Annotated in this window: 21 protein-coding genes; 8 read left to right on the forward strand and 13 right to left on the reverse strand. The window is 60.0% G+C overall.

Annotated features, from left to right (window positions below):
• Positions 1-10 precede the first annotated feature (10 nt).
• Both KW403_RS11465 and KW403_RS11470 read left to right on the forward strand, forming a co-directional pair.
• A complete protein-coding gene (locus KW403_RS11465; RefSeq protein ID WP_223019614.1) occupies positions 11-2,374 on the forward strand; it encodes a xanthine dehydrogenase family protein molybdopterin-binding subunit in 2,364 nt (787 codons plus the stop codon).
• An 11-nt stretch (positions 2,375-2,385) separates the two neighbouring features.
• Entirely contained in the window at positions 2,386-3,174 is a 789-nt protein-coding gene (locus KW403_RS11470) for an FAD binding domain-containing protein (protein WP_223019615.1), read from the forward strand.
• 76 nt (positions 3,175-3,250) lie between these two features.
• Here the strand turns inward: KW403_RS11470 and KW403_RS11475 are convergent, their stop codons facing one another.
• From KW403_RS11475 to KW403_RS11495, 5 genes are all read right to left on the reverse strand, one after another.
• Positions 3,251-4,441 (reverse strand): M20 metallopeptidase family protein, encoded by a 1,191-nt coding sequence (locus KW403_RS11475; protein WP_223019616.1) that lies wholly within the window; start codon positions 4,439-4,441, stop codon positions 3,251-3,253.
• Positions 4,442-4,524: 83 nt separating this feature from the next.
• The gene (locus KW403_RS11480; protein ID WP_223019617.1) at positions 4,525-5,475 is read right to left on the reverse strand and encodes a TRAP transporter substrate-binding protein; all 951 of its coding nucleotides are present in this window, start codon (positions 5,473-5,475) and stop codon (positions 4,525-4,527) included.
• A complete protein-coding gene (locus KW403_RS11485; RefSeq protein ID WP_223019618.1) occupies positions 5,472-6,302 on the reverse strand; it encodes a creatininase family protein in 831 nt (276 codons plus the stop codon). The genes KW403_RS11480 and KW403_RS11485 overlap by 4 nt, the downstream gene beginning before the upstream one ends.
• A 30-nt stretch (positions 6,303-6,332) precedes the next feature.
• A complete protein-coding gene (locus KW403_RS11490; protein ID WP_223019619.1) occupies positions 6,333-7,610 on the reverse strand; it encodes a TRAP transporter large permease in 1,278 nt (425 codons plus the stop codon).
• Positions 7,611-7,625: 15 nt separating this feature from the next.
• Positions 7,626-8,132, reverse strand: a complete 507-nt coding sequence (locus KW403_RS11495) for a TRAP transporter small permease (protein ID WP_223019620.1) — start codon at positions 8,130-8,132, stop codon at positions 7,626-7,628.
• A 107-nt stretch (positions 8,133-8,239) separates the two neighbouring features.
• Here KW403_RS11495 and KW403_RS11500 point away from each other — a divergent pair, with 107 nt between their 5' ends.
• Complete coding sequence (locus KW403_RS11500) at positions 8,240-9,151, forward strand: LysR substrate-binding domain-containing protein (protein WP_223019621.1); 912 nt, start codon at positions 8,240-8,242, stop codon at positions 9,149-9,151.
• A gap of 15 nt (positions 9,152-9,166) precedes the next feature.
• Here KW403_RS11500 and KW403_RS11505 read toward each other — a convergent pair whose 3' ends face one another.
• Complete coding sequence (locus tag KW403_RS11505; RefSeq protein WP_246637758.1) at positions 9,167-10,144, reverse strand: GGDEF domain-containing protein; 978 nt, start codon at positions 10,142-10,144, stop codon at positions 9,167-9,169.
• A gap of 466 nt (positions 10,145-10,610) precedes the next feature.
• Between KW403_RS11505 and KW403_RS11510 the strand changes: the two genes are divergently transcribed.
• Positions 10,611-11,348: a sulfite exporter TauE/SafE family protein gene (locus KW403_RS11510; protein WP_223019623.1), complete on the forward strand. Its 738-nt coding sequence runs from the start codon at positions 10,611-10,613 to the stop codon at positions 11,346-11,348.
• A 352-nt stretch (positions 11,349-11,700) separates the two neighbouring features.
• Positions 11,701-11,910, forward strand: a complete 210-nt coding sequence (locus KW403_RS11515) for a cold-shock protein (RefSeq protein WP_223019624.1) — start codon at positions 11,701-11,703, stop codon at positions 11,908-11,910.
• 112 nt (positions 11,911-12,022) lie between these two features.
• Here KW403_RS11515 and KW403_RS11520 read toward each other — a convergent pair whose 3' ends face one another.
• Genes KW403_RS11520 through KW403_RS11550 form a run of 7 tightly spaced genes read right to left on the reverse strand, consistent with a single transcriptional unit; the run spans position 12,023 to position 20,055 of the window.
• Positions 12,023-13,870, reverse strand: a complete 1,848-nt coding sequence (locus tag KW403_RS11520) for an ABC transporter ATP-binding protein (RefSeq protein ID WP_223019625.1) — start codon at positions 13,868-13,870, stop codon at positions 12,023-12,025.
• Positions 13,871-13,880: 10 nt separating this feature from the next.
• Positions 13,881-14,825, reverse strand: a complete 945-nt coding sequence (locus KW403_RS11525; RefSeq protein ID WP_223019626.1) for an acetamidase/formamidase family protein — start codon at positions 14,823-14,825, stop codon at positions 13,881-13,883.
• Positions 14,815-16,443, reverse strand: coding sequence for an ABC transporter substrate-binding protein (locus KW403_RS11530; RefSeq protein ID WP_223019627.1), 1,629 nt, complete (start codon positions 16,441-16,443; stop codon positions 14,815-14,817). Before KW403_RS11530 ends, KW403_RS11525 begins: the two co-directional genes overlap by 11 nt.
• 46 nt (positions 16,444-16,489) lie before the next feature.
• Positions 16,490-17,410, reverse strand: a complete 921-nt coding sequence (locus tag KW403_RS11535) for an ABC transporter permease (RefSeq protein WP_223019628.1) — start codon at positions 17,408-17,410, stop codon at positions 16,490-16,492.
• The gene (locus tag KW403_RS11540; RefSeq protein WP_223019629.1) at positions 17,410-18,300 is read right to left on the reverse strand and encodes an ABC transporter permease; all 891 of its coding nucleotides are present in this window, start codon (positions 18,298-18,300) and stop codon (positions 17,410-17,412) included. The genes KW403_RS11535 and KW403_RS11540 overlap by 1 nt, the downstream gene beginning before the upstream one ends.
• Positions 18,281-18,898 (reverse strand): ANTAR domain-containing response regulator, encoded by a 618-nt coding sequence (locus tag KW403_RS11545; RefSeq protein WP_223019630.1) that lies wholly within the window; start codon positions 18,896-18,898, stop codon positions 18,281-18,283. The genes KW403_RS11540 and KW403_RS11545 overlap by 20 nt, the downstream gene beginning before the upstream one ends.
• Complete coding sequence (locus KW403_RS11550) at positions 18,895-20,055, reverse strand: transporter substrate-binding domain-containing protein (protein ID WP_223019631.1); 1,161 nt, start codon at positions 20,053-20,055, stop codon at positions 18,895-18,897. Before KW403_RS11550 ends, KW403_RS11545 begins: the two co-directional genes overlap by 4 nt.
• Positions 20,056-20,421: 366 nt before the next feature.
• Between KW403_RS11550 and KW403_RS11555 the strand changes: the two genes are divergently transcribed.
• From KW403_RS11555 to KW403_RS11565, 3 genes are all read left to right on the forward strand, one after another.
• Positions 20,422-22,260: an ABC transporter ATP-binding protein gene (locus KW403_RS11555; RefSeq protein ID WP_223019632.1), complete on the forward strand. Its 1,839-nt coding sequence runs from the start codon at positions 20,422-20,424 to the stop codon at positions 22,258-22,260.
• Between the two features lie 39 nt (positions 22,261-22,299).
• Positions 22,300-23,829, forward strand: coding sequence for an ABC transporter substrate-binding protein (locus tag KW403_RS11560; RefSeq protein ID WP_223019633.1), 1,530 nt, complete (start codon positions 22,300-22,302; stop codon positions 23,827-23,829).
• Between the two features lie 92 nt (positions 23,830-23,921).
• On the forward strand, positions 23,922-24,845 hold the full coding sequence (locus KW403_RS11565) for an ABC transporter permease (protein ID WP_223019634.1): 924 nt from the start codon (positions 23,922-23,924) through the stop codon (positions 24,843-24,845).
• Positions 24,846-24,850 lie beyond the last annotated feature (5 nt).

A 24,850-nucleotide genomic window follows, 5' to 3' on the forward strand; every position in this document is an offset into this window, starting at 1 on the left:
GGAGGGCACCATGAGCGAACAAGGTATTGGCGCCCGTGTTCTCCGCAAGGAAGACAAGCGCTTCATCACCGGAAAGGGCCGGTACACCGACGACATCCGCAACGAACGGCAGACCTATGCCGCCTTCGTGCGCAGCCCGCACGCGCATGCAAGGGTCAAGTCCATCAGCAGCGCGGAAGCTGAGAAGATGGACGGCGTCGTCGCCGTTCTCAACGGAAAGCAACTTACCGATGACGGCATCGGAAACCTCATTTGCGGGTGGGCGGTCAATTCAAAGGACGATACACCCATGAACATGGGAGCATGGTCCGCACTCGCCACCGAAAAGGTGCGCTATGTAGGCGATGCGGTCGCTATCGTCGTGGCCGAAACGCAGGCCCAGGCACGCGCTGCTGCCGAAGCCGTGGAAGTTGACTATGAAGAACTCCCGGCCGTCGTGCATGCGGTCGATGCGCTGAAAGATGGTGCACCGCAGGTTCATGATAACGCACAAGGCAATCTGATCTTCGACTGGGGATTGGGCGGAGAGCAAGCGGTCGACAACGCACTGGAAGGCGCTGCCCATGTGACCGAGATAAAGATCGTCAACAACCGCTTGTCGCCAAACCCGATGGAGCCGCGCTCGGCGATCGCCACCTATGACGAGGCGGAAGATCACTACACGCTCTACACCACCAGCCAGAACCCGCATGTGGCAAGGCTGGTGCTCTCCGCCTTTTATCAGGTCGCGCCCGAACACAAATTGCGCGTCATCGCTCCCGATGTCGGCGGTGGCTTCGGCTCCAAGATCTACATCTACCCGGAGGAGATCGCGTGTCTCTGGGCGTCGATGAAGACCAGGCGCTCGGTCAAATGGACATCGAGCCGGTCGGAGGCCTTCCTCACGGATGCGCATGGTCGGGATCACGTCTCCACGGCGAAAATCGGCTTTGATGCACAAAACCGCATTGTCGGTCTCAAGGTCGACACCGTCGCCAATCTCGGCGCCTATATGTCGTTGTTCTCTTCGGCAGTGCCGACCTATCTCTATGCGACGCTTCTTTCGGGCCAGTACGACATCGCCAACATCTATTGCAATGTGCGCGCGGTCTACACCAACACGGCGCCGGTTGATGCCTATCGGGGTGCCGGTCGCCCGGAAGCCTGCTTCCTCATCGAGCGCATCATGGAAACGGCAGCACGCGAACTGGGTGTCGATCCGGCAGAGCTACGCCGCATCAATTTCATCCGCCAGTTCCCGCATGAAACGCCCGTCATCATGACCTATGATGCAGGCGACTTTGCCGGCAATCTCGATCAGGCACTGGAGGCGGCGGACTACAAGGGCTTCCCCGCCCGGCGCTCGGAAGCTGCCAAACGTGGAAAGCTGCGCGGCATCGGGCTCGCCTCCTATATCGAAGCCTGCGGCATCGCGCCCTCGGCGGCGGTCGGTTCGCTGGGTGCTGGCGTCGGCCTTTGGGAGAGTGCCGAGGTGCGGGTCAATCCCGTCGGCACGATCGAGGTTCTGACCGGCAGTCACAGCCATGGGCAGGGCCACGAAACCACCTTTGCCCAGGTGGTGGCGGAGCGGTTCGGCCTGCCGATCGACAACATCCAGATCGTGCATGGCGACACCGACAAGGTACAGTTTGGCATGGGCACCTATGGCTCGCGTTCCGGCCCGGTCGGCATGTCGGCCATCGTCAAGGCGCTCGACAAGGTGGAAGCCAAGGTCAGGAAAATCGCCGCCCATGTGCTCGAGGTTTCCGAGGACGATCTCGTCATCGAGAATGGCGAGGTGAAGGTGGCCGGAACCGATCGTGCAATGGCCTGGCATGAGGTAGGCCTTGCCGCTTACACCGCTCACAATCTGCCGGCCGGTATGGAGCCGGGGCTGAAGGAGGGCGCGTTCTACGATCCCGCAAACTTCACCTTCCCCGCCGGCACCTATGTCTGCGAAGTGGAGGTAGACCCCGAAACGGGCGAGACGAAAATCGTCCAGTTCGTCGCTTCCGATGATTTCGGCACCATCATCAACCCGATGATCGTGGAGGGGCAGGTGCATGGTGGCATTGCACAGGGTGTCGGCCAGGCGATGCTTGAAAACGTGGTCTATGACGAGGACGGCCAGCTCCTGTCGGCCAGCTACATGGATTACACCATGCCGCGTGCCGACAATGTGCCGAGCTTCGTCATTCACCACCATTCCACCAAGAGCCCGTCAAACCCGCTCGGCATGAAGGGCTGCGGCGAGGCGGGCGCCATAGGCACACCGCCGGCGGTCATCAACGCCATCACGGATGCAATCGGCAACAATGATCTCCAGATGCCGGCCACGCCGCCGCGCGTCTGGGCCGCGTTCCAGGCCGCTTCGACAAAGATCGCGGCAGAATAGGGAGGCCAGTTATGTATGATGTAACCTATCACCGTGCCGCAAGCGTCGACGATGCGGCGGCTAAATTCTCTGCCGCCTCCGACGGGCAGTTGCTCGCCGGCGGTCAGACCCTGCTTCCTACCATGAAGCACCGCCTGGCCGCCCCTTCGGACCTCATCGACCTGCGCGGCATCGCAGATCTCGTTGGCGTGAAGATATCGGGACGCAAGGTCACCATCGGTGCCATGACCACCCATGCGGCGGTCGCCGAAAATGCCGAACTCGCAAAAGTCTGCCCGGCCATCGTCAAGCTGGCTGGCGGCATTGGCGACCCGGCGGTCCGCCATCAGGGAACCATCGGCGGATCCATCGCCAACAACGATCCGGCGGCGGATTATCCGGCAGGTCTTCTGGCGATCGCCGCCACGATCCACACCAATCGGCGGGAGATTGCCGCGGGTGATTTCTTCACCGGGCTTTTCTCCACCGCGCTGGATGAGGGGGAGATCATCACCGCGGTCAGCTTTGAGGCTCCGGAAGCCTGCGGCTACGCAAAGTTCCCCAATCCAGCCTCGCGCTATGCCATGACCGGGGTCTTCGTGGCCAAAACCGGTAGCGGTGTGCGCGTTGCCGTCACAGGAGCCGGATCGGATGGCGTGTTCCGGCATGAGGGGTTGGAACAGGCCCTGTCGAAGGACTGGTCTGCCGCGGCGGTGGACGGGGTGGACATTTCGGCTGACGGGCTCATGTCCGACATCCATTGCGATGCCGCCTACCGCGCCAATCTGATCCGGGCGATGGCCAAACGCGCGATCGCCTGAAAAGGAAGCGAAAACAGCAAAGCCCGGGCGCCATCCGCCCGGGCTTTGTTATGGAAAAGGGATTGTTGAGCTCGGCTCAGCGCTTCATCAGGTCGATGGCCGCTGCCGCGATGGCCTTCACCGCCGTTGGAATACACGCCTCGTCCAGGTCGAAATCGCTACGATGGAGCATTGTTTTGCGGTCCTTGAGACGCGAGCCGATCCTCAGATGCGCGCTTGGTACACGGGTAGAAAACTCCGCGTAATCCTCACTGCCCATGGACCCTTGCGGCAGTTCGATCACCTTGTCGTCGCCGATCATGCTACGCGTGGTTTCGAGCACGGGGTGCAGGATGTCAGGATCGTTCACAACAGGCGGAACGCCGGTCAGGAACATCGGCTTGCAGGTCACCCGATGGGTCAGCGCAATGCCTGCGCAGACGCGTTCAATAGCAGCCTTCACCGCCTCGCGCACGGCCGGGTTCTGGCTGCGCGTTGTGCCTTCAAGTGTCACACTGTCGGGGATTTGGTTGCGCGCCGATCCGCCCTTGATAGAACCGATGGTCACCACCGCCGCTTCCAGCGGGGCGATCTCGCGGGCGACGATCGTCTGAAGCGAGGAAACGAGGTTGCCGGCAGCCACGATGGGATCGACCGCTAGGTGCGGGTGCGCCCCATGCCCTGATTGACCGGTGATGGTGATGTCGAACGGATCGGTGGAAGCAAAGGCCGTCTTGGGATGATAGCCAATCGTGCCGCCGTCGATCAGCGGCCAGTTGTGGTAGCCCAGCATGATGTCGGGTTCCACCCATTCGAACAATCCGTCCTCCAGCATGGCGCGCGCGCCGCCCAGCCCTTCTTCCGCCGGTTGAAACACCATCAGAGCCCGGCCCGGCAATGCATCCGCGAGGCGTGAGAGCACCTCGCTCACACCCAGTGCAATGGCTGTGTGCGCGTCGTGACCGCAAGCGTGCATCTTGCCCGGATTGCGTGATTTGTATTCAGGCGAAGCGGTTTCCTGGATCGGAAGCGCATCCATGTCGCCACGAATGCCGATCGTCTTGCCATTGCCTTGCCCGATCGTGGCTGCAACACCGGTTTTGCCGATACCAGAGCGATGATCGACACCCAGCCGCGTCAGCTCCCGCATAACCAGTGCTGAGGTCTCATATTCTTCGAAGCCTAGCTCCGGATTGGCATGGAGGTGCCGGCGGATTTCGATCAGGCGCGGCGTGATCTCGGCAGTGATCTCTTCAATGCGCGCACGCAGGTCTTGCTCTTCTCTCATGGCTGGGCTGCAGTCCTTGATAGGTAAAAAATGGCCGGCGCAGCCTGTCAGGACCACGCCGGCAGTTGTCGTCAGGGGATCGGCTATTCCTTGCCGATTTCGACGATCTGCTTGTAGACGTCTTCGCCCCACACACCCTTGCCAAGGTTGTCACGCACGGATTGCGTGGCTTCCATGAATGGCGCCTTGTCGGGGTGGGTGACCGTTACGCCGGCCGATTCCATCTCGGCGATGTACTTCTTGGTCTGGTCCGGCATCAGCTCGTTGACCTTTGCAGTCGAGGCATCGTTCGCCTGCCGAAGAAGTGCCTGCTCTTCCTCTGAAAGCCCCTGCCAGAACTGATCGCTGATGACCACATAAGCGGGCTTGTTGATGTAATCGACCATCGCCACGCCCTTCTGCACTTCGTAGAATTTCTGCGCATAGATCGTTTCGATCGGGTTTTCCTGCCCGTCAACGATGCCCGTCTGCAAGGCGGTGTAAACTTCTGCGAAGGCCATCGGAGTGGGGTTGGCGCCCAGGGCCCGCAGCGATTCCACGTAGTAGTCGCGTTCCGGCGCGCGCAGCTTTAGACCGTTGAGATCATCCATGGAGTTGATGACGACGTTGGCGCTGATTTGGCGCGGGCTGCGGGGCATGAAGCCGAGCATTCGCACCTGACGTTCAGCCGTCAGACGCTCGTTCCATTCCTTGCCGAAATCCGTATCGAGCACCTTCTTGTAGTTGTCGATGCCGTTCATGAGATAGGGCAGGGCGAGATATTCGATTTCCTTGAGGCCGGGGTCGCCACTTGCCAGCATTTGCGTCGAGCCGAGCGCCATCTGCGCGTAAACCTCACGCGGGGTGCCCAACTGGTCACCCGGGAAAATCGTCACCGTATGATCGGAGTTTTCCTCCACAACGCGTTTGAATTCCATCGCGCCTTCATACTGCGCTTCACCCGGCTGAGCCCAAAGCGCATAGCGGATTTCCTCCGCCTGTACGCTGGCTGTCGCCAGAAGAACGGCGCTGACTGCGAGTGCTTTCATCTTCATGCTGCAAACTCCCCTTTTGATTTCGCTTTTGTGGATGAAGAAACGGACCGCATGTGCTCGACGAAGTCGGAGCAAAACGTCACGAGGTGATCGACGAAACGGGCGCCCTTGTCGGCCGAAGACCGTGAGGCGTCACCTCCGGCAATCCCGTTGGAGCAGTGATCGTCCACATTAATCGGGAGACCAATCTCCGTACCTTGAAAGCGCACCGCGGCAAGTCCGGCGGTGGGCAGGTCGATCATCTTTCCGAACTGGGCATCGATTTTCACGGCATCCATGCGGGTGAGATCCGGGAAGAGGTGCAGATAGACCGAGGTAATCGGATCGCCCCCATGCGCAAACGCCTTCTTGCCGAATTCGCCATGGACCTCTTGCCAGAGTGGATCGGGAATGGAACGCCATAGATTGATACAGGGGACCAGTACATCATGCTCGCGGCGGACCGCGCGTATGACCTGATCGATCAGCGGTGCATTGCCACTGTGGCCGTTGACGATCACAAGCTTCGTGAGCCCATGGTCGAGAAAATTGTCGAGCATGTCGCGTAGCGTGGCGCGGAACGCATCGGCCGAAAGCGCAATTCCTCCCGGCACCGAGCGGAAATATTCCGCATAGCCAAAGGGCATGGTGGGTGCCGCAATGGCTCCACTTTTCTCTGCCACGCGGCTGGCGATTTCACGGGTCAGCATGAAGTCGCCCATCGGCACCATCGGCCCCTGGATTTCCTGCGAACCAAGGGGGATGAGGATCACCGGATCCTCACCCATCCGCTCCTGGAATTCCAGAAAGGTCATGTCCTCCAGGAGGTGCTTCTTCGTGGTACTCATTGATGCTTAGACTCCAAAGTCATTGAACGCTCAGTTTCCGAACACGAGGTTGGGAATGAAAAGGCTGATCTGCGGGAACAGAACCAGCAGCACCACCGCCGTGAAAAGGGGGATGTAGAATGGCAGCATCGCCTTCACCATCTGGCCGTGCGAGATCTTTGCGATGTCCTGTGCGATGAACATCAGCACACCCACAGGCGGTGTTGCGCCGCCGATGATCAGGCTGAACACCATCAACACGCCGAAATGCACCGGATCGATGCCGAATTGAAGGATCACCGGAACGAGGATCGGTGTTAGAACGATCTCGGCGGAGGAGGCGACCATGAGAAGCCCGACGCCGAGAAGCATGGCAACGATCACGAAGAGCGCGATCACCGGATTCTCCGAGATGGTGGAGATGCCATCGGCGATGGCCAGCGGCACCTGCTCACGCACCATGATCCACGAAAAGGCCGACGCCACCGCAATGATGGAAAGAATGCGTGCCGTTCCGAGCGCCGTGTTCTGGATCGCGCCCCAGATGTCGGCGGCCTTCACATTGCGGTAGAATAGGCTGAGAAGCAGGCCATAAAGCACCGCAACGGCTGCCGCCTCGGTGGGCGAGAATATGCCGAACAGTATGCCTGCCACGATGATGACCGGGAAGAGAATCGCCGGCCCGCCGCCCTTGATGGCGGCCGCAAGCTCCGGCAGTGTCGCGCGCTCATAGCGGGGGAATTCCCGTTTGCGCGCATAAAAATACGTGAACAGCATTTGTGTGCCGATGATCACAAAGCCCGGCAGAATGCCCGCCAGAAGCAGGCGACCGATCGAGACGTTGGCAAGCGTACCGTAGATCACGAGCGCGACGCTCGGCGGGATCATTGGCCCCACCATGGAGGAGGCTACGGTAACCGCGGCGGAGAACGGCGCGGGATAACCTTCCTTCTTCATGGCGGGGATCAGCACGGAGCCGAGCGCAGTCGTGTCGGCGGTGGGCGAACCTGACATTCCCGAAAAGATCAGGCTGGCAAAGATGTTTACCTGGGCAAGACCGCCATGGATGTGGCCGACAATTGCCTTCGCCATGGCAATGATACGGTCGGTCAGCTTGCAGGCATTCATCAGTTCCCCGGCGAGAAAGAAGAAAGGGATCGCCAGAATGAGGAAGGAATTGATAGAGGCCGTCATGCGCTGGGTCAGAAGCGCCAGATTGATGTCGGCAAAGAAGAAATACACCATGGAGGATATGCCGATGGAAAACACCAGCGGCAGCCCCATGAACAGGAGGACGAGGAGAAGTCCGATAATCGAGATGGTCAGCATTGTGGGGTCCGCGGATTACATGGGATCTTCATGGCCATAGGCCGGATCGGTCTGGCGGTGCATTGGTCGGACATAGACGATGCGTCCGATGATCGCTGCGATCATCAACGCGGCGCCGACAGTTGCAGCCAGTCGCACCACGCCCGCAGGAAGCGGCAGGGCGGAGAGGTCCTGCATGTTTTCAAGGATCACCAGCTTCACACTGGTCCACCCTAGAATTGCAAGAAAACCGATAGAGAGGGTCGCATTGATGTACCGCACGATCGTGCGCAACCGTTTGGGCAACATCAGATAAAACACATCGACATTGAGATGCCTGCCGTCCCAGCAAACTGCCGCCGCTCCGATGAAGGCAATCCAGACGATCAGAAGCTTCGCGAGTTCCTCGCTCCACACGAGTGGTGCATTGAAGAAATATCGCAGGAAAATCTGAAGCAGCGTCACGCCCACGACGATGGTGAGCAGGACGCCAACCGCAATCCTCAGCGGACGCACCAGGTCCATTGGTTTTTGGTCTTTCACGATGGTCCCCATTCTCTTTTTCAGTAACGGAAGCATGCGTAAATATTGGTTGTCCAATATATTTATCGACGCTATTTTTCTGTTCTAGGTATTAATCGGGCATTGCAATGCAGTCACTCGGCGCCATCGAGTTTCGCCATCTACGCTATTTCATGCGGGTCGCGCAGGAGCTGCATTTCGGCAGGGCCGCCGAAATGCTGGGTGTCTCGCAGGCGCCGCTGAGCCTGCAGATACGCCAGTTGGAAGAACGTCTTGGTGTCAGGCTGTTTGACCGCACCACCCGCAGCGTGACGCTCACACCGGCCGGTCGCGTTCTGTTTGAAAAGGCGCAGCAGGTTCTGGTCTCGTTGGAAGAGGGAATTCGAGAGACCCAGGCGGCGGGCGGACTTTCTTCCGGCCGTCTGCGTATCGCCGCTGTCTATGTGGGGCTCTATAATTTCATGTCGAAAGCGATGCGTGAGTTCAGCCGTCGCAACCCCTCGGTCCTCCTGGACATGCAGATCCATACCACGGAAGAGCAGCTTGCCCTCTTGAAGGATAGAAAGGTGGATGTGGCTTTCGTTCGCCCTCCGCGAACGGCCTCGGGCATTTCCTATCGGGAAATCTATCGCGAGGGCTTCGTCGCCGTGCTTCCGGCAGAATCGCCCCTTGCCACACGGAAGAGCCTGGAAGTCGAAGACCTGCGAGACGAAAACTTCATCACCTATTCTTCCATTGTCGGGGTCAGTTATCAGGACGTGGTCCTGCAGCACTGCCGCAAGGCGGGTTTCGTGCCGAAAGTCGTGCAGGAGGTCAGCCACACGATGACGGTCGTGGCCATGGCGTCTGCCGGCATTGGTGTTGGCATTGTCCCGGCCTGGGTTGTCATGACGCCGATGGAAAACGTGGTTTACCGCGAGCTTCCGAAACTTCCGAAAGCTGTATCGCTGGTTGTCGCCTGGCGCGAAGACAGCATGAATCCCTTCGTGCGCGATTTTGTGAAATGCACGCTCGCTGCCGTCGGCGAAACCGGCCGCTGAGGTCGAGCCATACCATCAGATGCCCGATGCAGGGCTGGAGGGAACAGCCCCTGGATCGTTGCAATATGAACCCTGCAGAGGGTCGGACATGATACGATCGCGGCCAGCTTGCTTGGCGCTATAAAGATGACGGTCCGCCCGCATCAGCAGGGTTGCGAGATCGTCGTCGGCATTCTTCAGCGCAATGCCGAAACTTGCCGAAAGCTGGATATTCTTTCGGGGGATCGAATGTATCTTCGATGACAGTGCTTGGCGCAATCGTTCGGCGAGATCGCGGGCGCCCGCGATGTCTGTATGCGGTAGAAGGAGCGCGAACTCCTCACCACCGATCCGGCCGACAATATCGCTCGAGCGCGCGCATTTCCGCAACATACCTCCGAATTCTCTGAGTGCTGCGTCTCCGCCGTGATGGCCGAGCGTGTCGTTGATCTGTTTGAAATGATCGAGATCGCAGACGATGAGAGAGAGCGGAGCTTTGCGCCGCGATTTCATATGGCGGCGTGCCTGCTCTTCAAAGCCTCGACGGTTCAGCACGCCGGTCAGCCCATCCAGGTCTCGATCCCGCCGCAACGCATTCATTACGTCCGTCAGGATAGTGGCGAGGACAGTTAAGGCAAGTGCAGCCCCCATGACAGACAGCGAAAGTTGCAGCGTTTGCCAGAACAATGAATCGCCCGGAGCCATGGCCAGCTTTGGCAAAGAGCTTTTTGCCGTCAGCAATGTTCGCGGAAAGAAATGCAAAGCAAAGGCAAGCAGGACCCAAAAGAGAACATGGTCGGCTCTGCCGGTCTTGCGGGTTGGCAAGATGCGCAGCGCCACGACGAGGAGAACTGCACCGTAGCTGAAGTTCTGCACATAGATCCGCGCCAACAGATTGGGCTGAACATATGCGAAATACCACAACGACGTCATGATCGCCGCGATGAGAGCTATTCCGGCGATGAACCCGAGCCTTTTGCCGGCGCGACGTAAAATGCCCACGCTCGCCAGCATCACGGCCAGCGTGTAGAGAAACCCGGAGAAGAGCGCATTCGGCCCGATTCCCGTAGGCCATTGCAGAACTTGGGAAAGCATGGCGAGACCGAACAGAGCGGACGCGCCGGCGAGAACGGCAGAATGCAGGTGACGCCTGTCCACCGACCAAACCCACATGAAACCAAACGCAAACAAGAGCAGAATGGTCGGACCGATCAAGCCGGTCATGCTGATCTCAGGGCTATTCTCCATTGGGGCATCCAGCATGCTAAGGAGCGCCGGGCCTGGGCGCGGCGCTCAAAGTCCTTCACGCTTTCCCTAATGTCAGATTCACAACAAAGGTTGAAGAGATGTCGGTGACGCACCCCAGTGTCGTTGCCGGAGACTGGATCACCTGCACCAATCGCTGATGCGCAGAGGCCATTGGCCCTTTGATTCCTTTGGGTTAGTGCGTCGCTGGCAAACACATGGAATCGGGAGCGGCATGGAAGATTATCTTATTCTGGCAGTTGCAGCTTTCTTCGCGGGCACGTTGAACACCGTGGCGGGTGGAGGAACCTTCCTGACCTTCCCGGCTCTCGTCTATGCAGGTATTCCAATTGTCTCTGCCAACGCCACCAGCGCTGTCGCCGTGTTCCCCGGCTATCTAGGGGGCGCGCTTGGTTTCCGATCCGAGATCGCTGCCTTCGACCGTCGCCGTCTCGTGCACATTGCCGCCCTCACGGCCCTTGGCGGGTTGGTCGGCTCGCTTCTCCTGCTTGTGTCCTCCAACAAGGCATTCTCGCTCGTTGTCCCATTCCTGCTGGCCATCGCCACGGTCACCTTCGCCTTCGGTACGAAGATTCAAAGCATCGCCCGCCGTTTTGGCAGCGGAACGGGGAAGGGCTGGTTCAGCACTCTTCTGATTTCGATCTACGGCGGCTATTTCAATGGCGGTCTGGGCATCGTCCTGTTGGCGCTCTTCTCGCTCTGGGGCATGCGCGATCTGAACACGATGAACGGCCTGAAAAGCGGCCTTTCTTTCATCCTCTCGGCCATTTCCGTGATCACCTTCGCGGTTGCCGGCATTGTTGCCTGGCCGCAGGCGCTGGTCATGATGGTTGCGTCCACGATCGGCGGATATGCAGGCGCTCCGTTGGCCCGCGCGCTCCCGGCTTCTGTGGTGCGGTTGGTGGTTATCGTGGTCGGAACGGTGATGAGCCTGATCTTCTTTTCAAGATAGTTTTAGGTGCTTGGGGGGCGGCGTTCGCGATTATGGCGTTAGCTTATGTGGCGCCGTCATTCGGGCGAGGGGATATGCTGGCAACTTGATTCAGTCATGATTTGCCGTTCGGCGAGCGCAATGAAGGGCCTTCCGGTTCCTGCCGCATAACCCGGGCTGCGCCGAAAGCTCTTTTGTTCAACCCAGCCTTGCTTTTGACTCAATCTGCCGCTAAATGATGCCTATCGAAATTGCTGTTGAACTTTGTTTTTGCGCTGTCAAGCGCCCCTACGATCTTCCCTCAAATTCGAACTCTCTGATGCACGGCAGTTGCCAGCATCAATTCCCTATGACGATTTGAAAGGAAAATCGTATGACTATTGGTACCGTAAAGTTCTTCAACGCCACCAAAGGTTTTGGCTTCATCGCGCCTGACAATGGCGACAATGATGTCTTCGTCCACATCTCTGCCGTTGAGCGTGCTGGCATGCAGAACATCGTGGAAGGCCAGAAGCTGAGCTTCGACATTGTTCAGGACCGTCGGTCCGGCAAAAGCGCTGCAGACAATCTGCAGGCTGCATAGTTTTCATTTCTGCGGCGTGACCACGGATGTACTGGCACGCTGTATTGAGATGATCAGGAAGGTCGGGTTAGCGCCCGGCCTTTTTTGCGTTTGCTCTTTGGTTCGGATTTCTTCAGCTCTGGTGAGCTGGGCCGGAAGCACCGTTTCCAGCATGGTCCTCCCACACCATGTGCCCGTCGCCAATGTCGCGCGCGATCTGCTGCTGCGGCACATGGTCGAGTTCATGCACAGGGCTTGGCAAATCCTCGGCCCTTTCCATGAAGGCGCGGCGCGGGCGTGAGGGATCGGCCACCGGTACCGCCGCCATCAGTTTTTTCGTGTAATCATGCTGCGGGTTCTCGAAAATCTGCGCCCGGCCGCCCATCTCCACGAAGCGCCCCATATACATCACCGCGACGCGGTGGCTGATCTGCTCCACCACGGCCATGTCGTGCGAGATGAAAAGATAGGACATACCCGTCTCGTTCTGGATGTCCTGCAACAGATCGAGCACCTGCGCCTGAATTGAAACGTCGAGTGCGGCTACCGATTCATCCGCCACGATCAGTTTTGGCGACAATGAAAGCGCGCGGGCGATGCAGATGCGCTGGCGCTGGCCGCCGGAGAATTCATGCGGATAGCGCCGCATTTGGTCGGTTGAAAGCCCGACGCGCTTAAAGAGATAGGCAACCCGGTCTTCCAGCTCGCTGCCGCTTGCAAGCCCGTGAATTTGCAGTGGCTCAGCCACCAGATCGCCCACCCGCATGCGCGGATCGAGCGAGGCATAGGGGTCCTGAAAGATCATCTGCACATCGCGCAGCACCGGCCGCATGGCGCGCGGTGCAAGCCCGCGCGTGGAACGCCCGCCGACGCGAATGTCGCCCTTCCACGGGATCAGGTTCAACAGCGCCTTGCCGGTGGTGGACTTTCCGCAGCCCGATTCCCCCACCAGCGAAAGCGTCTCGCCCGGCCTGATGTCGAAGGAAACACCTTCCACTGCGTGCACACGTTGCACCGGGCGCTGAAGGATGCCGCCCTTGATGTCGAAGCGCACGGTCAGGTCTTTCACGGAAACCAGAGGTTCGGGAACAAGTGGCGTATCCGGCCCGGTTCCGGGTCGCGCTGCCACGCGCTTCGGCTCCGTGGTGCCGGTCATCTCGCCCAGCCTTGGCACTGCAGAGAGCAGCTCTTGGGTATAAGGGTGACGCGGTTCTGAGAAAATCACGCTGGCAGGGCTGTGTTCCACCATACGCCCGTGCTGCATCACCAGCACATCGTCTGCCATCTCGGCCACCACGCCCATATCATGGGTGATCATGATGACAGAGATGCCGAGATCGGCCTGCAGCTTGCGGATCAGCGCCAGTATCTGTGCCTGCACGGTTACGTCGAGCGCTGTGGTGGGCTCGTCGGCAATCAGGATCTGCGGGCTTTGGGCCAGCGCCATGGCGATGACCACACGCTGGCGCATGCCGCCGGAAAGCTCATGCGGATATTGTTTCAAGCGCCGTGCCGGCTCGGGGATCTGCACCTGATCCAGCAGTTCCAGCGCGCGGGCGCGGATTGCACTGTCGGAAAGTCCCCCATGGGCGGAAATCGCACCGGAAAGCTGCTTGCCGATGGAAAGCACCGGGTTGAGCGAGGTCATCGGCTCCTGAAAGATCATGCCGATATGCTGCCCACGCACCTGCCGCATTTCGGTTTCCGGAAGGGCAAGAATGTCCCGCCCCGCCAGCATGGCGGTGCCGCCTGAAACCCGTGCCATGGGTTTTGGCAAAAGCTGCATGAGGGAAAGCGCGGTCATAGATTTGCCGGAACCGCTCTCGCCCGCAATGCACAGTGTCTTTCCGCTCTCCAGCGTGAAGGACAGATCGTCGACGACCGTGCGCGCGCCTGCTGGCGTGGCCACCTGCACGGTGAGCCCACTCACCTCCAGAAGGCCGGTAGCTGAAGTGATGTCTTTGGCACGCGCTTTGGTCATGGGGCCCTTCTCAAGAGAAAACGATGCGCGGGAAGTAGAACGAAATCACCCAGTTGGGCTGGTCGACGATCTCGCTGATGCGCAGGTCGCCGCATACCGAACACAGCATATAGGCGTCCTCGGGCGAGAGTCCGCGCGTGGCGCACAGAAGGTCGATCATGCCGGAAAGGGCGGCGCGCGCTCCTTCCATGAGGTCGGAACCGATGCCCGTCGTCACCTCATAGCCTTCCGCATCCAGATGCCGCGTCACCGGCCCCGGTGTGGTGAAACGCGGCATGGCAAGATTGGCATCCTTCACCACGTCGAGCTTTACCGCCACATTCATCTGGCTCTCAATGGCGGTGCCGCACACCTCGCCATCACCCTGGGCAGCATGCGTATCGCCGATGGAGAACAGCGCGCCCTCCACCTCGACCGGCAGATAAAGCGTGGTGCCCGCTGCCAGATCGCGAATGTCGAGATTGCCCCCCATGCGCCGCGGTGGCACCACGGAATGCAGCCCCGCTTCCGCCGGTGCCAGACCGATGGTTCCGGCGAAGGGTTTGAGCGGAACACGGCCATGTTCGCCGAAGGCAGCCGGCGCGAGGCTTGCCGTTTCATAGTTCCATAGCGTCAGCGCCGGGTCCTTGAACTGGTCCGCCAGAAGCCCGAAGCCGGGAATATTCGCCGTCCAGCCGAAGCCGGACGGTTTGAACGATAAGATTTCCACCTTCAACGCATCGCCGGGCTTGGCCCCATCCACATAGATGGGGCCATTGACCGGATTGACCTTGGAGAAATCCAGCGTGGTGATGTCATCCACGGTGCTGTCGGGTGAAAAATGGCCGGAGCCGGAATCCAGACATTCAAATTCCAGCGTTGAGCCCGGCGTCACCCTTTCTGCGGGCGGGATCGAATGATCCCACCCGAAATGGTGATGACGCCCGTGGATGGTGTAGTCGCAGTTACTGCACATCTTTGGCATAAACCTCGTCATAGTGGACGGGAATGTGCACCGGATCGACGAACAACTTGTCGTCGCCGCCGATGCGTTCGGAACGGATGGTGAAGCGCTCTTCGTTGAAGATCGGCGCCCATGGCGCGTCTTCCATCACTTTCAGATAGATATCGCGCCACATAACCTCGCGCTCGCCGGCTTTGGCCGGGTCGACCATGGCATCGGCGTCCTTGGCCATGGCATCGAGATCCTCGTTACAATACCAGGCCCAGTTCCAGCCGCCCGGCACCGCGCCGTCACAGCCGAGGATCGGACCGTAGAAGTTGGACGGATCGGGGAAGTCGGCAATCCATGCCATGCCGCCCGACCAGATCATCGGAGCCTGATCTTCCTCGCCGCCTGCCGCGATCACATTGGCCTGCGCCAGTGACTTGATCGAGGCGTTGATGCCGATGGCCTTCAGATCCTGCTGAATTGCCTGCGCGATGCGTGGCTGCGGGTCGGTGTTCATCACATAGAGCTCGGTCTCGAACCCGTCGGCAAGCCCGGCCTCGGCCAGAAGCGTCTTTGCCGCTTCCGGATCATAGGCATAGCCCTCGTAATCCTTGGCATAGCCCGGCATGGAGGGCGGCAGAGGTTGGTTGGCGGCAACAGCACGGCCATTGATGATACGCAGAATGCGGTCCTTGTTGATGGCCATGTTCACGGCCTTGCGCACTTCCGGTTTGTCGAAGGGCTCCATCTTCACATTCATGGTCACATAGCCGGTGTGTAGCTGGCCGCCCTGAATGATCAGATCCTTGAATTTGGGGTCGTTCTTCACCTCGATGAACTTCGCCGGCGGAATGCCGTCGCCCGGTACGTCCACTTCGCCATTTTGCAGGCGCAGAAGCGCAACCACCGGCTCCTGTCCGACCTCGAAGATGATCTGGTCGAGTTTCGGCACGCCAGGGTTCCAGTAATCCTCGAACCGCTCGAACACGAGGCGCTGGCCGAGCGTCCATTCGGAGAGCTTGAAAGCGCCGGAACCGACCGGATGCTTGCCGAAATCAGCTCCGTGTTTCTCCACCTCTTCCTTGGGCACCACATGGGCGAAGTTCAGCGCCAGCACATGCAGGAAGGTCGCGTCGGGGCGGGAGAGCTCGAACTTGATGGTGTGGTCGTCCACCACGGTGATGCCGGAGAGCCCATCCGCATCGCCGCTGGAGGCATCCTCAAAGCCCTTGATGGAACCGAAGAAGCCTGCGCCCGGGCTCTGGGTCTTCGGGTTCACCGTGCGCTCGATGGAGTACTTCACATCCCCGGCGGTCAGATCGCGGCCATTGTGGAATTTCACGCCGTCGCGCAGCTTGAAGGTGAAGACAGTGCCGTCGTCGGAAATCTCGTAGGATTCGGCGATCTCCGGGCGCAGTTCGGTCGTGCCCGGCACATAGTCCATCAGCCCGTCAAACAGCGATTTGATCATCGACCAGTTCTGCCAGTCATAGCCGATAGCCGGATCGAGCGTGGAGACATCATCCTTGTAGGTCACGGTCATGGAGCCGCCCTGCTTGATGTCTTCTGCAAGTGCAGGGGCAAGCATGGCGGAGGTGGAAAGGGCAGCGGCGGCAACGCCGGCCAGAAGCAGTTTTCTCATCTCAAGTGTTCCTTTCTCTGGTGCTGCACATTTTGTTGGTCTTGCATCAGCGCAGCTTGATGCGCGGGTCGATCAACGGGGTGATCAGATCGGCAAGAAGATTGCCGAGCACGATGGCGCAGGCTGAAACCAGTGTGACGCCCATGATGATGGGAATGTCGACGCGCTGGATCGCCTGCCAGGCGAGCTGGCCGATGCCCGGCCAGCCGAACACGCTTTCCACCACCACAATGCCCGACATGAAGAGCCCGATGTCGATGCCGATCATGGCGATGATGGGCAGGATGGCGTTGGGCAGCGCATGTTTGAAAAGCACCTTTGCGCGGGTCACACCGGTGGCGCGGGCGGTGCGGATATAATCCTGCCGGAGCACGTCGATCAGCGATGAGCGCATCATGCGCGAATACCAGCCGGCCCCCAGGAAGCCGAGCGTGATGGAGGGCAGGACAAGATGTGCGAAGGTGCCGTAGCCGCCGATCGGGAACCAGCCGAATTTCACTGCAAACACGTAGAGCAGCAGAATGCCGATCACGAATTGCGGGGCCGACACGCCCACGAAAGAGGCAATCATCAGCGTATCATCGGTGCGCGAGCCGCGTTTCAACGCGGCCACCACGCCCATGGTCAGGCCCAGCACGAGTTCGCAGAAGATTGCTCCCACCATCAGGAGAAGGCTCGCGGGCAGCCGCGAGGCGATGAGTTCGGAAACCTCTGTCTTTTGCAGATAGGAGCGGCCGAGATCGCCATTCAGAAGTCCGCCGAGATAGCGCAGATATTGCTCATAGAAGGGCAGGTTAAGCCCAAGCTGTTCGCGGATGTTCTCCACCGTCGCGGCCGTTGCACTGCGGCCGGCGATCTGGCGGGCCGGGTCAGCCGGCACGAGATAAAGCAGCACGAAGGTCACGAAGCTGATGCCCAGCAGGATCAGCGCGGTCTGGATCAGGCGGCGGGCGACATAGGCAAGCATCAGTGGCGCCCCTGCTGTGTCGGGTCGAGAATGTCGCGCAGCGCATCGCCCACAAGGTTGAAACCCAGTGCCAACGCCAGAATGGCAACACCCGGAATGAAGACGAGCCAGGGCGCGGAGGTGAAATAGGTCTGGTTCTCGAAGATGATGTTGCCCCAGGAGGGAATGGGCGGCTGAACGCCGATGCCAAGGAAGGAAAGCGTTGCTTCAAGGAGAACTGTGGTGGCGATGCCGAGCGTCGCCCAGACGATGATGGTTGACAGAAGATGCGGCAGGATATGGCGGAACAGGATGCGGCCCGCACCTGCGCCCATGGCGCGCTCTGCCACAACGAAATCACGTTCGGCGATGGAGCGCGTCTCGGTATAGGTCACGCGGGCGATCTGCACCCAGTTCACCATCGCGATCACCATGGCCACGATCCACAGGCTGGGGCTGAAGATCGCTGCCAGAACAATGGCCAGAAGCAGCGCCGGAAAAGCCATCATCAGATCTGTGAATCGCATCAGCACCGTGTCGACCCAGCCGCGGAAGTATCCAGCGGAAATGCCAACCGCCGAGCCGATCACCACGGCGATGCCATTGGCCACAACGCCGATGATCAGGGATGTCTGCGCACCATAAATCAGGCGGCTGAAGAGATCGCGCCCAACGAGATCGGTGCCGAACCAGAACTGCGCATTGGGTGGCAGCGGAGCACCCTCGATGGTCAGCCCCTCGAAGAACTGCTCATAGGGATTGTAAGGCGCAAGCCACGGAGCGAAGACTGCGGCTAGCACCACCACCGCGATGATGATCAAGCCTGTCAACGCCAGCGGCCGCCGCAAAAGGCGCACCATCACCGAAGGCGTCTGCGTCCCGGTGTTTTTTTCAGCGACCGTTTGTGACATTCGTCCGTCCGTTTGTGTCCAGGCTTGCAATGATGCCGGCGGCAGCCTTCTCGATGGAGCGACGCTCACCCATGGCGGTCTTGCGAAGATGGTTGTAGGCGGTTTCGGCATCACAATTGTGCTTCAGCATCAAGATGGCGGTCGCCTCTGCCACAACCTGTCTCTTGGCAAGTTGATCCTTCAGTCGGGCGATCTCTTCCGTCTGGGCCGTGCGCCGCAGAAAAGCCTGACTTGCCACGACAAGTGCACTGTAGAGCCCGGCGCTGCCGATCGGCTTCAGAAGCTGAGCATCCGCCCCTTGCCCGATCGTCCAGGCAATGCGGCCTGGAGCTTCGGAGCCGATCAGCGCTATGATGGGCATCGGCGCAAGCCCTGGCGCCCAGGGAAATTGCTCGTCATGGCCCATATCGGCATCGATCAGGAGCACGTTAAAGTCCCGCATCGCCTCCTGATCTTCAAGCGTCGGCCAGGCCTGTTCAGCGGCGATGCCGATGCGTGCGCATTGCGCGGTCAGCGCATCCACGTTCTGGTGCGGCCGATGCAGGATCAGCGCCCGCCAGCCGACGAAATTGGGTGTATGGGCAAGGGCCGGGCTCATCGCACCACCCTCAGCTGCCGCGCATCGGCGGCGGTGCTGGCATAGAGCCGGTCAAGCGGCGTTGCCGTCAGGAACGGGTCCGGCGCGATAGCACTCGGGCAATGGTGCACGATCTCGAAATCGCCATCGGCACGGGTGCGGCCGATATGAGCGTGGAGACTGACGTGATTGGTCGCAGGGTCGACGCGCAGCGAGCCAAGCGGAGTTGCCGTCCCGTGATCGCGCACGGCTTCCAGAACGCTCTGCGCATCGTCGCTTCCGGTGCGGCGGATTGCATCGGCAATCATCACCACGGCGGCATAGGCCTGTACAAAAAATGCGTCCGCCACCTGCGTGGGGTTCTCGGCTTTCATCCGGGCGGCAAAGCGGTCATTCCCTTCGCTTGCCAGCGCCCGGAAATAGCTCGATACGGTGTATTGTCCCTCGGCGATGGTGCCGAGCCGCGTGGTCTCGTTCTCACATAGATTGCAGCTTACCACCGGGCAGTTTTCCGGCAGGAAAGCCGGATCTTCCTTCCCGAGCGTCTGATAGGCGGCGAGGAAAGCGTATGAGGAATTGCCGATCAGATTGTTTAGGATGAAATCCGGACGCTTTTCGCGGATTTCATCAATCAGATGCCCAATGTCATGATCGCCGATAGGCACGTAGCGTTCGCCCAGAACGCTACCGCCGGAGCGGGTCAGCACATCGCGCGCAATGCGATTGGTTTCCCACCCCCAGATATAGTTCGCGCCCGCCAGGAAACCCCGCGCGCCAAAGCGTGGCACGATATAATCGAGCAACGGCACGAGCTGCTGGTTGGCGCAGGCGGCGATATAGACGAGGTTTTCCGAGACCTCGAAGCCCTCATAGACACATGGATACCATAGAAGGGCGTCGAGTTTTTCGACGACCGGGATCACCTCCTTGCGGCTCCATGAGGTGGTGCAGCCGACAATGTGCTGTGCGCCCGTCTGGCGGATCAGGTCGCGGCAGAGTTCCGCATAGCGGTCGGCATTGCCCTTCGGGTCGGCGTGGTGGGCTTCAAGCCGGAAGGGGTAGCTCTCATCGGCGTTGATGTCGGTCACTGCCGCCAGCGCACCAAAATAGCCCTGTTCCGCCGGGCGGCTATAGCCGCCGGATCGCGAAAACAGAACGCCGATCGAATAAGTGTTCACACTCGTTCCCCAAAACGCAAAGGGCCCCGGCGGGAACAACAATATTCCCGGCGAGGCCCAGATGCCAAAATCTTATTATGGCTTAAGCCTAGCTGGCGAAACGAAACTGTCAAGCCATGTGAGCAGGATGATTTTATCGCTCGTTTCACGCGCGCGAAAATAGGGATCAGGCGAGGGCAGAACCAATTTCACTCGTCTTCAATGATAATTTATTGACAAAATGTTTGGAAATGTTTTCTTTTGCCGGCAGGGCCGCTCACGAATGCGCGGAAACCATGCGTCTCCCAACAGTCTGGTCTAAAGACTAGGGCCAGCCGCAGCCGGGTTCAATGGGTTTTTGGGCCTGTCCTTCAGATTGGAGTTTCTATGCCGCAGCTCGGACAGGACACATTACTGGACATTCGTTCGCTGGCCGTCGCCTTCGGCTCGAACCGCGTCGTCGATGATCTGAGTTTTAAGGTTGCTCCCGGTCGCACGCTGGCCATTGTGGGCGAATCCGGGTCCGGAAAATCGGTCACCTCGCTCTCCATCATGCGGCTGATCGACCACATGAACGGCACCATCGCCAGTGGCGAGATCCTGTTCGATGGCGGCAACGGCCCGGTGGATCTGGCCAAAGCGTCGGTCGACACAATGCGCCGGGTTCGTGGCAAGGACATCGCCATGATCTTTCAGGAGCCGATGACCTCGCTCAACCCGGTCTTCACCATTGGCGACCAGATTGCCGAAGTGCTGATGCTGCACGAAGGCGTCTCGAAGAAAGAGGCGCTGCGTCAGGCCGGTGATTTGCTCGAAATGGTGCGTCTGCCGGATGCCCGCGCGCTTCTGTCGCGTTATCCGCACCAGCTTTCCGGCGGTATGCGCCAGCGCGTGATGATCGCCATGGCGCTTGCCTGCAAGCCCAAACTCCTGATCGCGGACGAGCCCACCACCGCGCTCGACGTTACCATTCAGGCGCAGATCCTGTCCATCGTCCGCGACCTGCAGGAAAAGCTCGGCATGGCCGTCATCTTCATCACGCACGACATGGGCGTGGTGGCCGAAGTGGCTGATGATGTGGTGGTCATGTGGCGCGGCCAGAAGGTTGAGGAAGGCCCGGTCGAACAGGTTTTCGCTAGCCCAAAGCATGCCTATACGCAGACCCTTCTGTCCGCCGTCCCCACGCTCGGTTCCATGACAGGTCAAAAATATCCCAAGCGCCTGCCAGTCGCCATCATGGATGGTGAAACGCCGCGTCTTGTAGGCGAGGAGCATCTTCAAGACACCGCGCGCTACGATCAGTCCCCGATCCTCACGCTGAAGAACCTGGAAACCCGTTTCGACATCAAGAAGGGCTTCTTCGGCGGCGTCACCCATCGCGTTCACGCGGTGGAAAAGGTCAGCCTCGACATCTGGCCGGGCGAGACCCTGTCGCTGGTCGGCGAATCCGGCTCCGGCAAATCCACCATCGGCCGCACCATCCAGCAGCTTCAGGAAGCGACCGGCGGCGAAATCTTCTTCGAGGGCAAGGCCATTTCCGCCATGTCGTCGGCCGAGCGTCACAGCCTGCGCCAGAAGGTGCAGTATGTCTTCCAGGACCCGTTCGCCTCGCTTGATCCGCGCCGCACGGTCGGCTTCTCCATCGCAGAGCCCATTGTCACGCATGGCCTGATCGAAGGCGCTGCCGCCCGGCAGAAGCGTGTGGACGAACTGCTTGAGCGCGTCGGCCTCAAGGCCGAGCATGCCCGCCGCTACCCGCATGAATTCTCCGGCGGCCAGCGCCAGCGCATCTGCATCGCCCGCGCACTTGCCTCGCGGCCCAAGCTCATCATCGCCGATGAGGCGCTGTCGGCGCTCGACGTGTCGGTGCAGGCGCAGATCATCAATCTCTTGATGGAGCTGCAGGCTGACGAGGGCCTGTCCTACCTTTTCATCAGCCACGACATGGCCGTGGTCGAGAAGGTCAGCCACCGCGTCGCCGTGCTCTATCTGGGGCAGATCGTGGAGGCGGGCTCCCGCGAAGCCGTCTTCGAGCGCGCCACGCATCCCTACACGAAAAAACTGCTCTCGGCCGTTCCCATCGCCGACCCGACAAAGCGGCCCGACCGGCCCATGCTCGAAGGCGAAATTCCAAGCCCGGTTCGCCGGGTGGGCGACGAGCCGGAAATCAAACCTCTGGTGGAGATTGCGCCCGATCATCTGGTCGCACGCGACGCCACGGGCTGATCACTGGAACACAAACGCAAAAGAAACGGAGGACTTTCCATGACATTCGGCAAAACACGCGGCGCATTGCTGGCCGCCGTGCTGGCGGCGCTGCCGTTCGGCGCGATGCCGGCGCAGGCCGCAGGCACGCTCACCATTTCTTCTCCGCAGGATCCGGGAAGCTGGGACCCCATCGACACCTTCCTGGTGAACTGGTCGTCCGTCGCCACCAACATCTATGATGGTCTGGTCTATCGCGGTCCCGACACGAAGATCGTGCCCGCACTGGCCACCGAGTGGGACGTGCTCGACGAGGGCAAGCGCATCCGCTTCACGCTGCGCGAAGGCGTCAAGTTCCACAATGGCGAGGATTTCAACGCCGAGGCCGTGAAATTCACCTTCGACCGCCTGCTTGGCGAAGAAGGCAAGAAGGGTCCGCAGCGGTCCAATTATGCCGTTATCGAAAAGGTCGAGATCGTTGACGATTTCACGGTGGATCTGGTTCTGGCTCAGCCCGATCCGGTGCTGATCACCAAGCTCGCAGGCTATGGCGCGATGATCGTGCCGCCGAAATATGTGACCGAGAACGAGGAAGATTTCGTCAACGCAAATCCCGTTGGCACCGGCCCGTTCAAGATGACCTCCTACGAGCCGAAGGTCGGCGTGAAGCTTGAAGCCTTCGCCGATCACTGGGGCGGTGCACCGAAGCTCGACGCCGTCGAGTATCGCTTCATCTCGGAGCCGGCCACCGCCGTTGCCGAGCTGCAGGCCGGTCGTGTCGACATCGTCATTCCGCCGACCATCCCGATCTCCATGGTTCCCACCATCGAGGCGGATGAGAAGCTCGAAATCCGCTCCGTCACCAGCCCGACGGTCTATGCCCTGCGCTTCAACACCGGCAACGGCATCACCGCCGATGAGCGCGTGCGCAAGGCGATGATCATGGCTGTCGACCGCAAGGCCATCATCGACGCCGTTCTCGGCGGACAGGCCAAGCAGATCGCATCCTTCCAGTCGGAACTGTCCTTCGGTTACGACCCGGAGATGGAGCCGCTGCCCTTCGATCAGGCAAAGGCCAAGGAGCTTTTGAAGGAAGCGGGCGTTGCTGCCGGCGCACCGGTCCAGATCGACATTCGCGGTAATGACGCCACCTTCGGTGAAGTCACCCAGGCGGTCGCCAGCTACCTGCAGATGGTCGGCCTCAACGCCACCATCAAGCCGTATGAGACCAATGTCCTGCTCAACGACATTATCCCGCAGGGCAAGACCGGCGAAATGTTCCAACAGAGCTGGGGCGGCTGGACGCTCGACTACGACAACACCGCTTACCTGATGTACCACACGGGCGAGCGCTGGAACCCGTATGACAGCGACAAGGAGCTCGATGCGCTTCTGGAATCGCAGCGCCCGATGATCGACGTCGACGCGCGCGAGAAAGTGCTGCAGGAAATCGCAGCCTACGCAGCCGATCGCGCGCTCGAAATGCCGCTCTACAACCTCAATGCGCTCTATGGCGTCAACAAGCGGGTGAAGAACTTCATCGCGCCGCCGGACAGCCGCATGCGCCTCAACGAGGTTGAAGTCGAATAGTCCTCCCAGGACATGAATGTCGGGGGCGGCTCGTGCCGCCCCCGAGCCCGTGAACTTTGCGCGAGCGCGCAAAACCTATCCCGGAGGCTCTGGTGGCCAGTTTTCTTCTTAAACGCATCCTGCAGGCGGTGTTCGTCGTTTTCGTCGTCACCCTCACGGTGTCGTTCGCCATCCGGCTGACCGGTGATCCGGCACTCATGCTCTCCCAGGGTGCAGGCAGCGTCACGGAAGAGGATCTGGCGAATATCCGTCAGGCGCTCGGCCTCAACGAGCCCTTCATCTCCCAGTACTGGGATTTCATCAAAGGCCTTTTCGTCGGCGATTTCGGCCGCAGCTTCCTTGGTGGAACCTCGGTGTCCCTGCTTATCTCCAAGGCTTTGCCTGCCACGCTGGCGCTGGCCTTCTCGTCCATGCTGGTCTCCATCGCGATTTCCATTCCGCTTGGCATTCACGCTGCAGTCAACAAGGGCAAGACCGCCGATCAGGTGATACGAATCCTGTCACTGGTCGGTTTGTCTTTCCCGAATTTCTGGCTCGCCATCATGCTGGTTCTGGTGTTCTCGATCATGCTGCAATGGCTGCCGCCATCAGGCATGAGCGGGTTTGCCAGCTTCATCATGCCGGCGGTCACCATGGGCGTCATTCTCACCGCCACCAATGTGCGGCTGGTGCGCACGGCCATGCTCGAGACGCTGCGCTCGCAATATATTCAGGTCGCCCGTGCAAAAGGCCTGAGCGAAACCAAGGTGCTCTACAAGCATGCGCTCAGAAACTGCGCCATTCCACTGATCACCTATTTCGGCCTCCAGTTCGGTGGCCTTCTGGGAGGCATCGTTGTCATCGAGCGGGTGTTCAATTGGCCTGGCCTCGGCACGCTCGCCTTCGATGCTGTCTCCGGTCGTGACTATCCGGTCCTTCAAGCCGTCATCACCGTGCTTTCGCTGCTTATCATCGGTGTCAACCTGCTGGTCGATATCGCCTATGGGTTGGTCGATCCGCGCATCCGCAACCGATAGGAAAG

Origin of the sequence: Nitratireductor kimnyeongensis (assembly GCF_019891395.1) — a bacterium.
GTDB lineage: Bacteria > Pseudomonadota > Alphaproteobacteria > Rhizobiales > Rhizobiaceae > Nitratireductor > Nitratireductor kimnyeongensis.

Coding starts and splice junctions, on each gene's coding strand:
- KW403_RS11465 (WP_223019614.1), top strand. CDS start 11: ATGAGCGAACAAGGTATTGGCGCCCGTGTTCTCCGCAAGGAAGACAAG.
- KW403_RS11470 (WP_223019615.1), top strand. CDS start 2,386: ATGTATGATGTAACCTATCACCGTGCCGCAAGCGTCGACGATGCGGCG.
- KW403_RS11475 (WP_223019616.1), bottom strand. CDS start 4,441: ATGAGAGAAGAGCAAGACCTGCGTGCGCGCATTGAAGAGATCACTGCC.
- KW403_RS11480 (WP_223019617.1), bottom strand. CDS start 5,475: ATGAAGATGAAAGCACTCGCAGTCAGCGCCGTTCTTCTGGCGACAGCC.
- KW403_RS11485 (WP_223019618.1), bottom strand. CDS start 6,302: ATGAGTACCACGAAGAAGCACCTCCTGGAGGACATGACCTTTCTGGAA.
- KW403_RS11490 (WP_223019619.1), bottom strand. CDS start 7,610: ATGCTGACCATCTCGATTATCGGACTTCTCCTCGTCCTCCTGTTCATG.
- KW403_RS11500 (WP_223019621.1), top strand. CDS start 8,240: ATGCAGTCACTCGGCGCCATCGAGTTTCGCCATCTACGCTATTTCATG.
- KW403_RS11505 (WP_246637758.1), bottom strand. CDS start 10,144: ATGCTGGCGAGCGTGGGCATTTTACGTCGCGCCGGCAAAAGGCTCGGG.
- KW403_RS11510 (WP_223019623.1), top strand. CDS start 10,611: ATGGAAGATTATCTTATTCTGGCAGTTGCAGCTTTCTTCGCGGGCACG.
- KW403_RS11515 (WP_223019624.1), top strand. CDS start 11,701: ATGACTATTGGTACCGTAAAGTTCTTCAACGCCACCAAAGGTTTTGGC.
- KW403_RS11520 (WP_223019625.1), bottom strand. CDS start 13,870: ATGACCAAAGCGCGTGCCAAAGACATCACTTCAGCTACCGGCCTTCTG.
- KW403_RS11525 (WP_223019626.1), bottom strand. CDS start 14,825: ATGTGCAGTAACTGCGACTACACCATCCACGGGCGTCATCACCATTTC.
- KW403_RS11530 (WP_223019627.1), bottom strand. CDS start 16,443: ATGAGAAAACTGCTTCTGGCCGGCGTTGCCGCCGCTGCCCTTTCCACC.
- KW403_RS11535 (WP_223019628.1), bottom strand. CDS start 17,410: ATGCTTGCCTATGTCGCCCGCCGCCTGATCCAGACCGCGCTGATCCTG.
- KW403_RS11540 (WP_223019629.1), bottom strand. CDS start 18,300: ATGTCACAAACGGTCGCTGAAAAAAACACCGGGACGCAGACGCCTTCG.
- KW403_RS11545 (WP_223019630.1), bottom strand. CDS start 18,898: ATGAGCCCGGCCCTTGCCCATACACCCAATTTCGTCGGCTGGCGGGCG.
- KW403_RS11555 (WP_223019632.1), top strand. CDS start 20,422: ATGCCGCAGCTCGGACAGGACACATTACTGGACATTCGTTCGCTGGCC.
- KW403_RS11560 (WP_223019633.1), top strand. CDS start 22,300: ATGACATTCGGCAAAACACGCGGCGCATTGCTGGCCGCCGTGCTGGCG.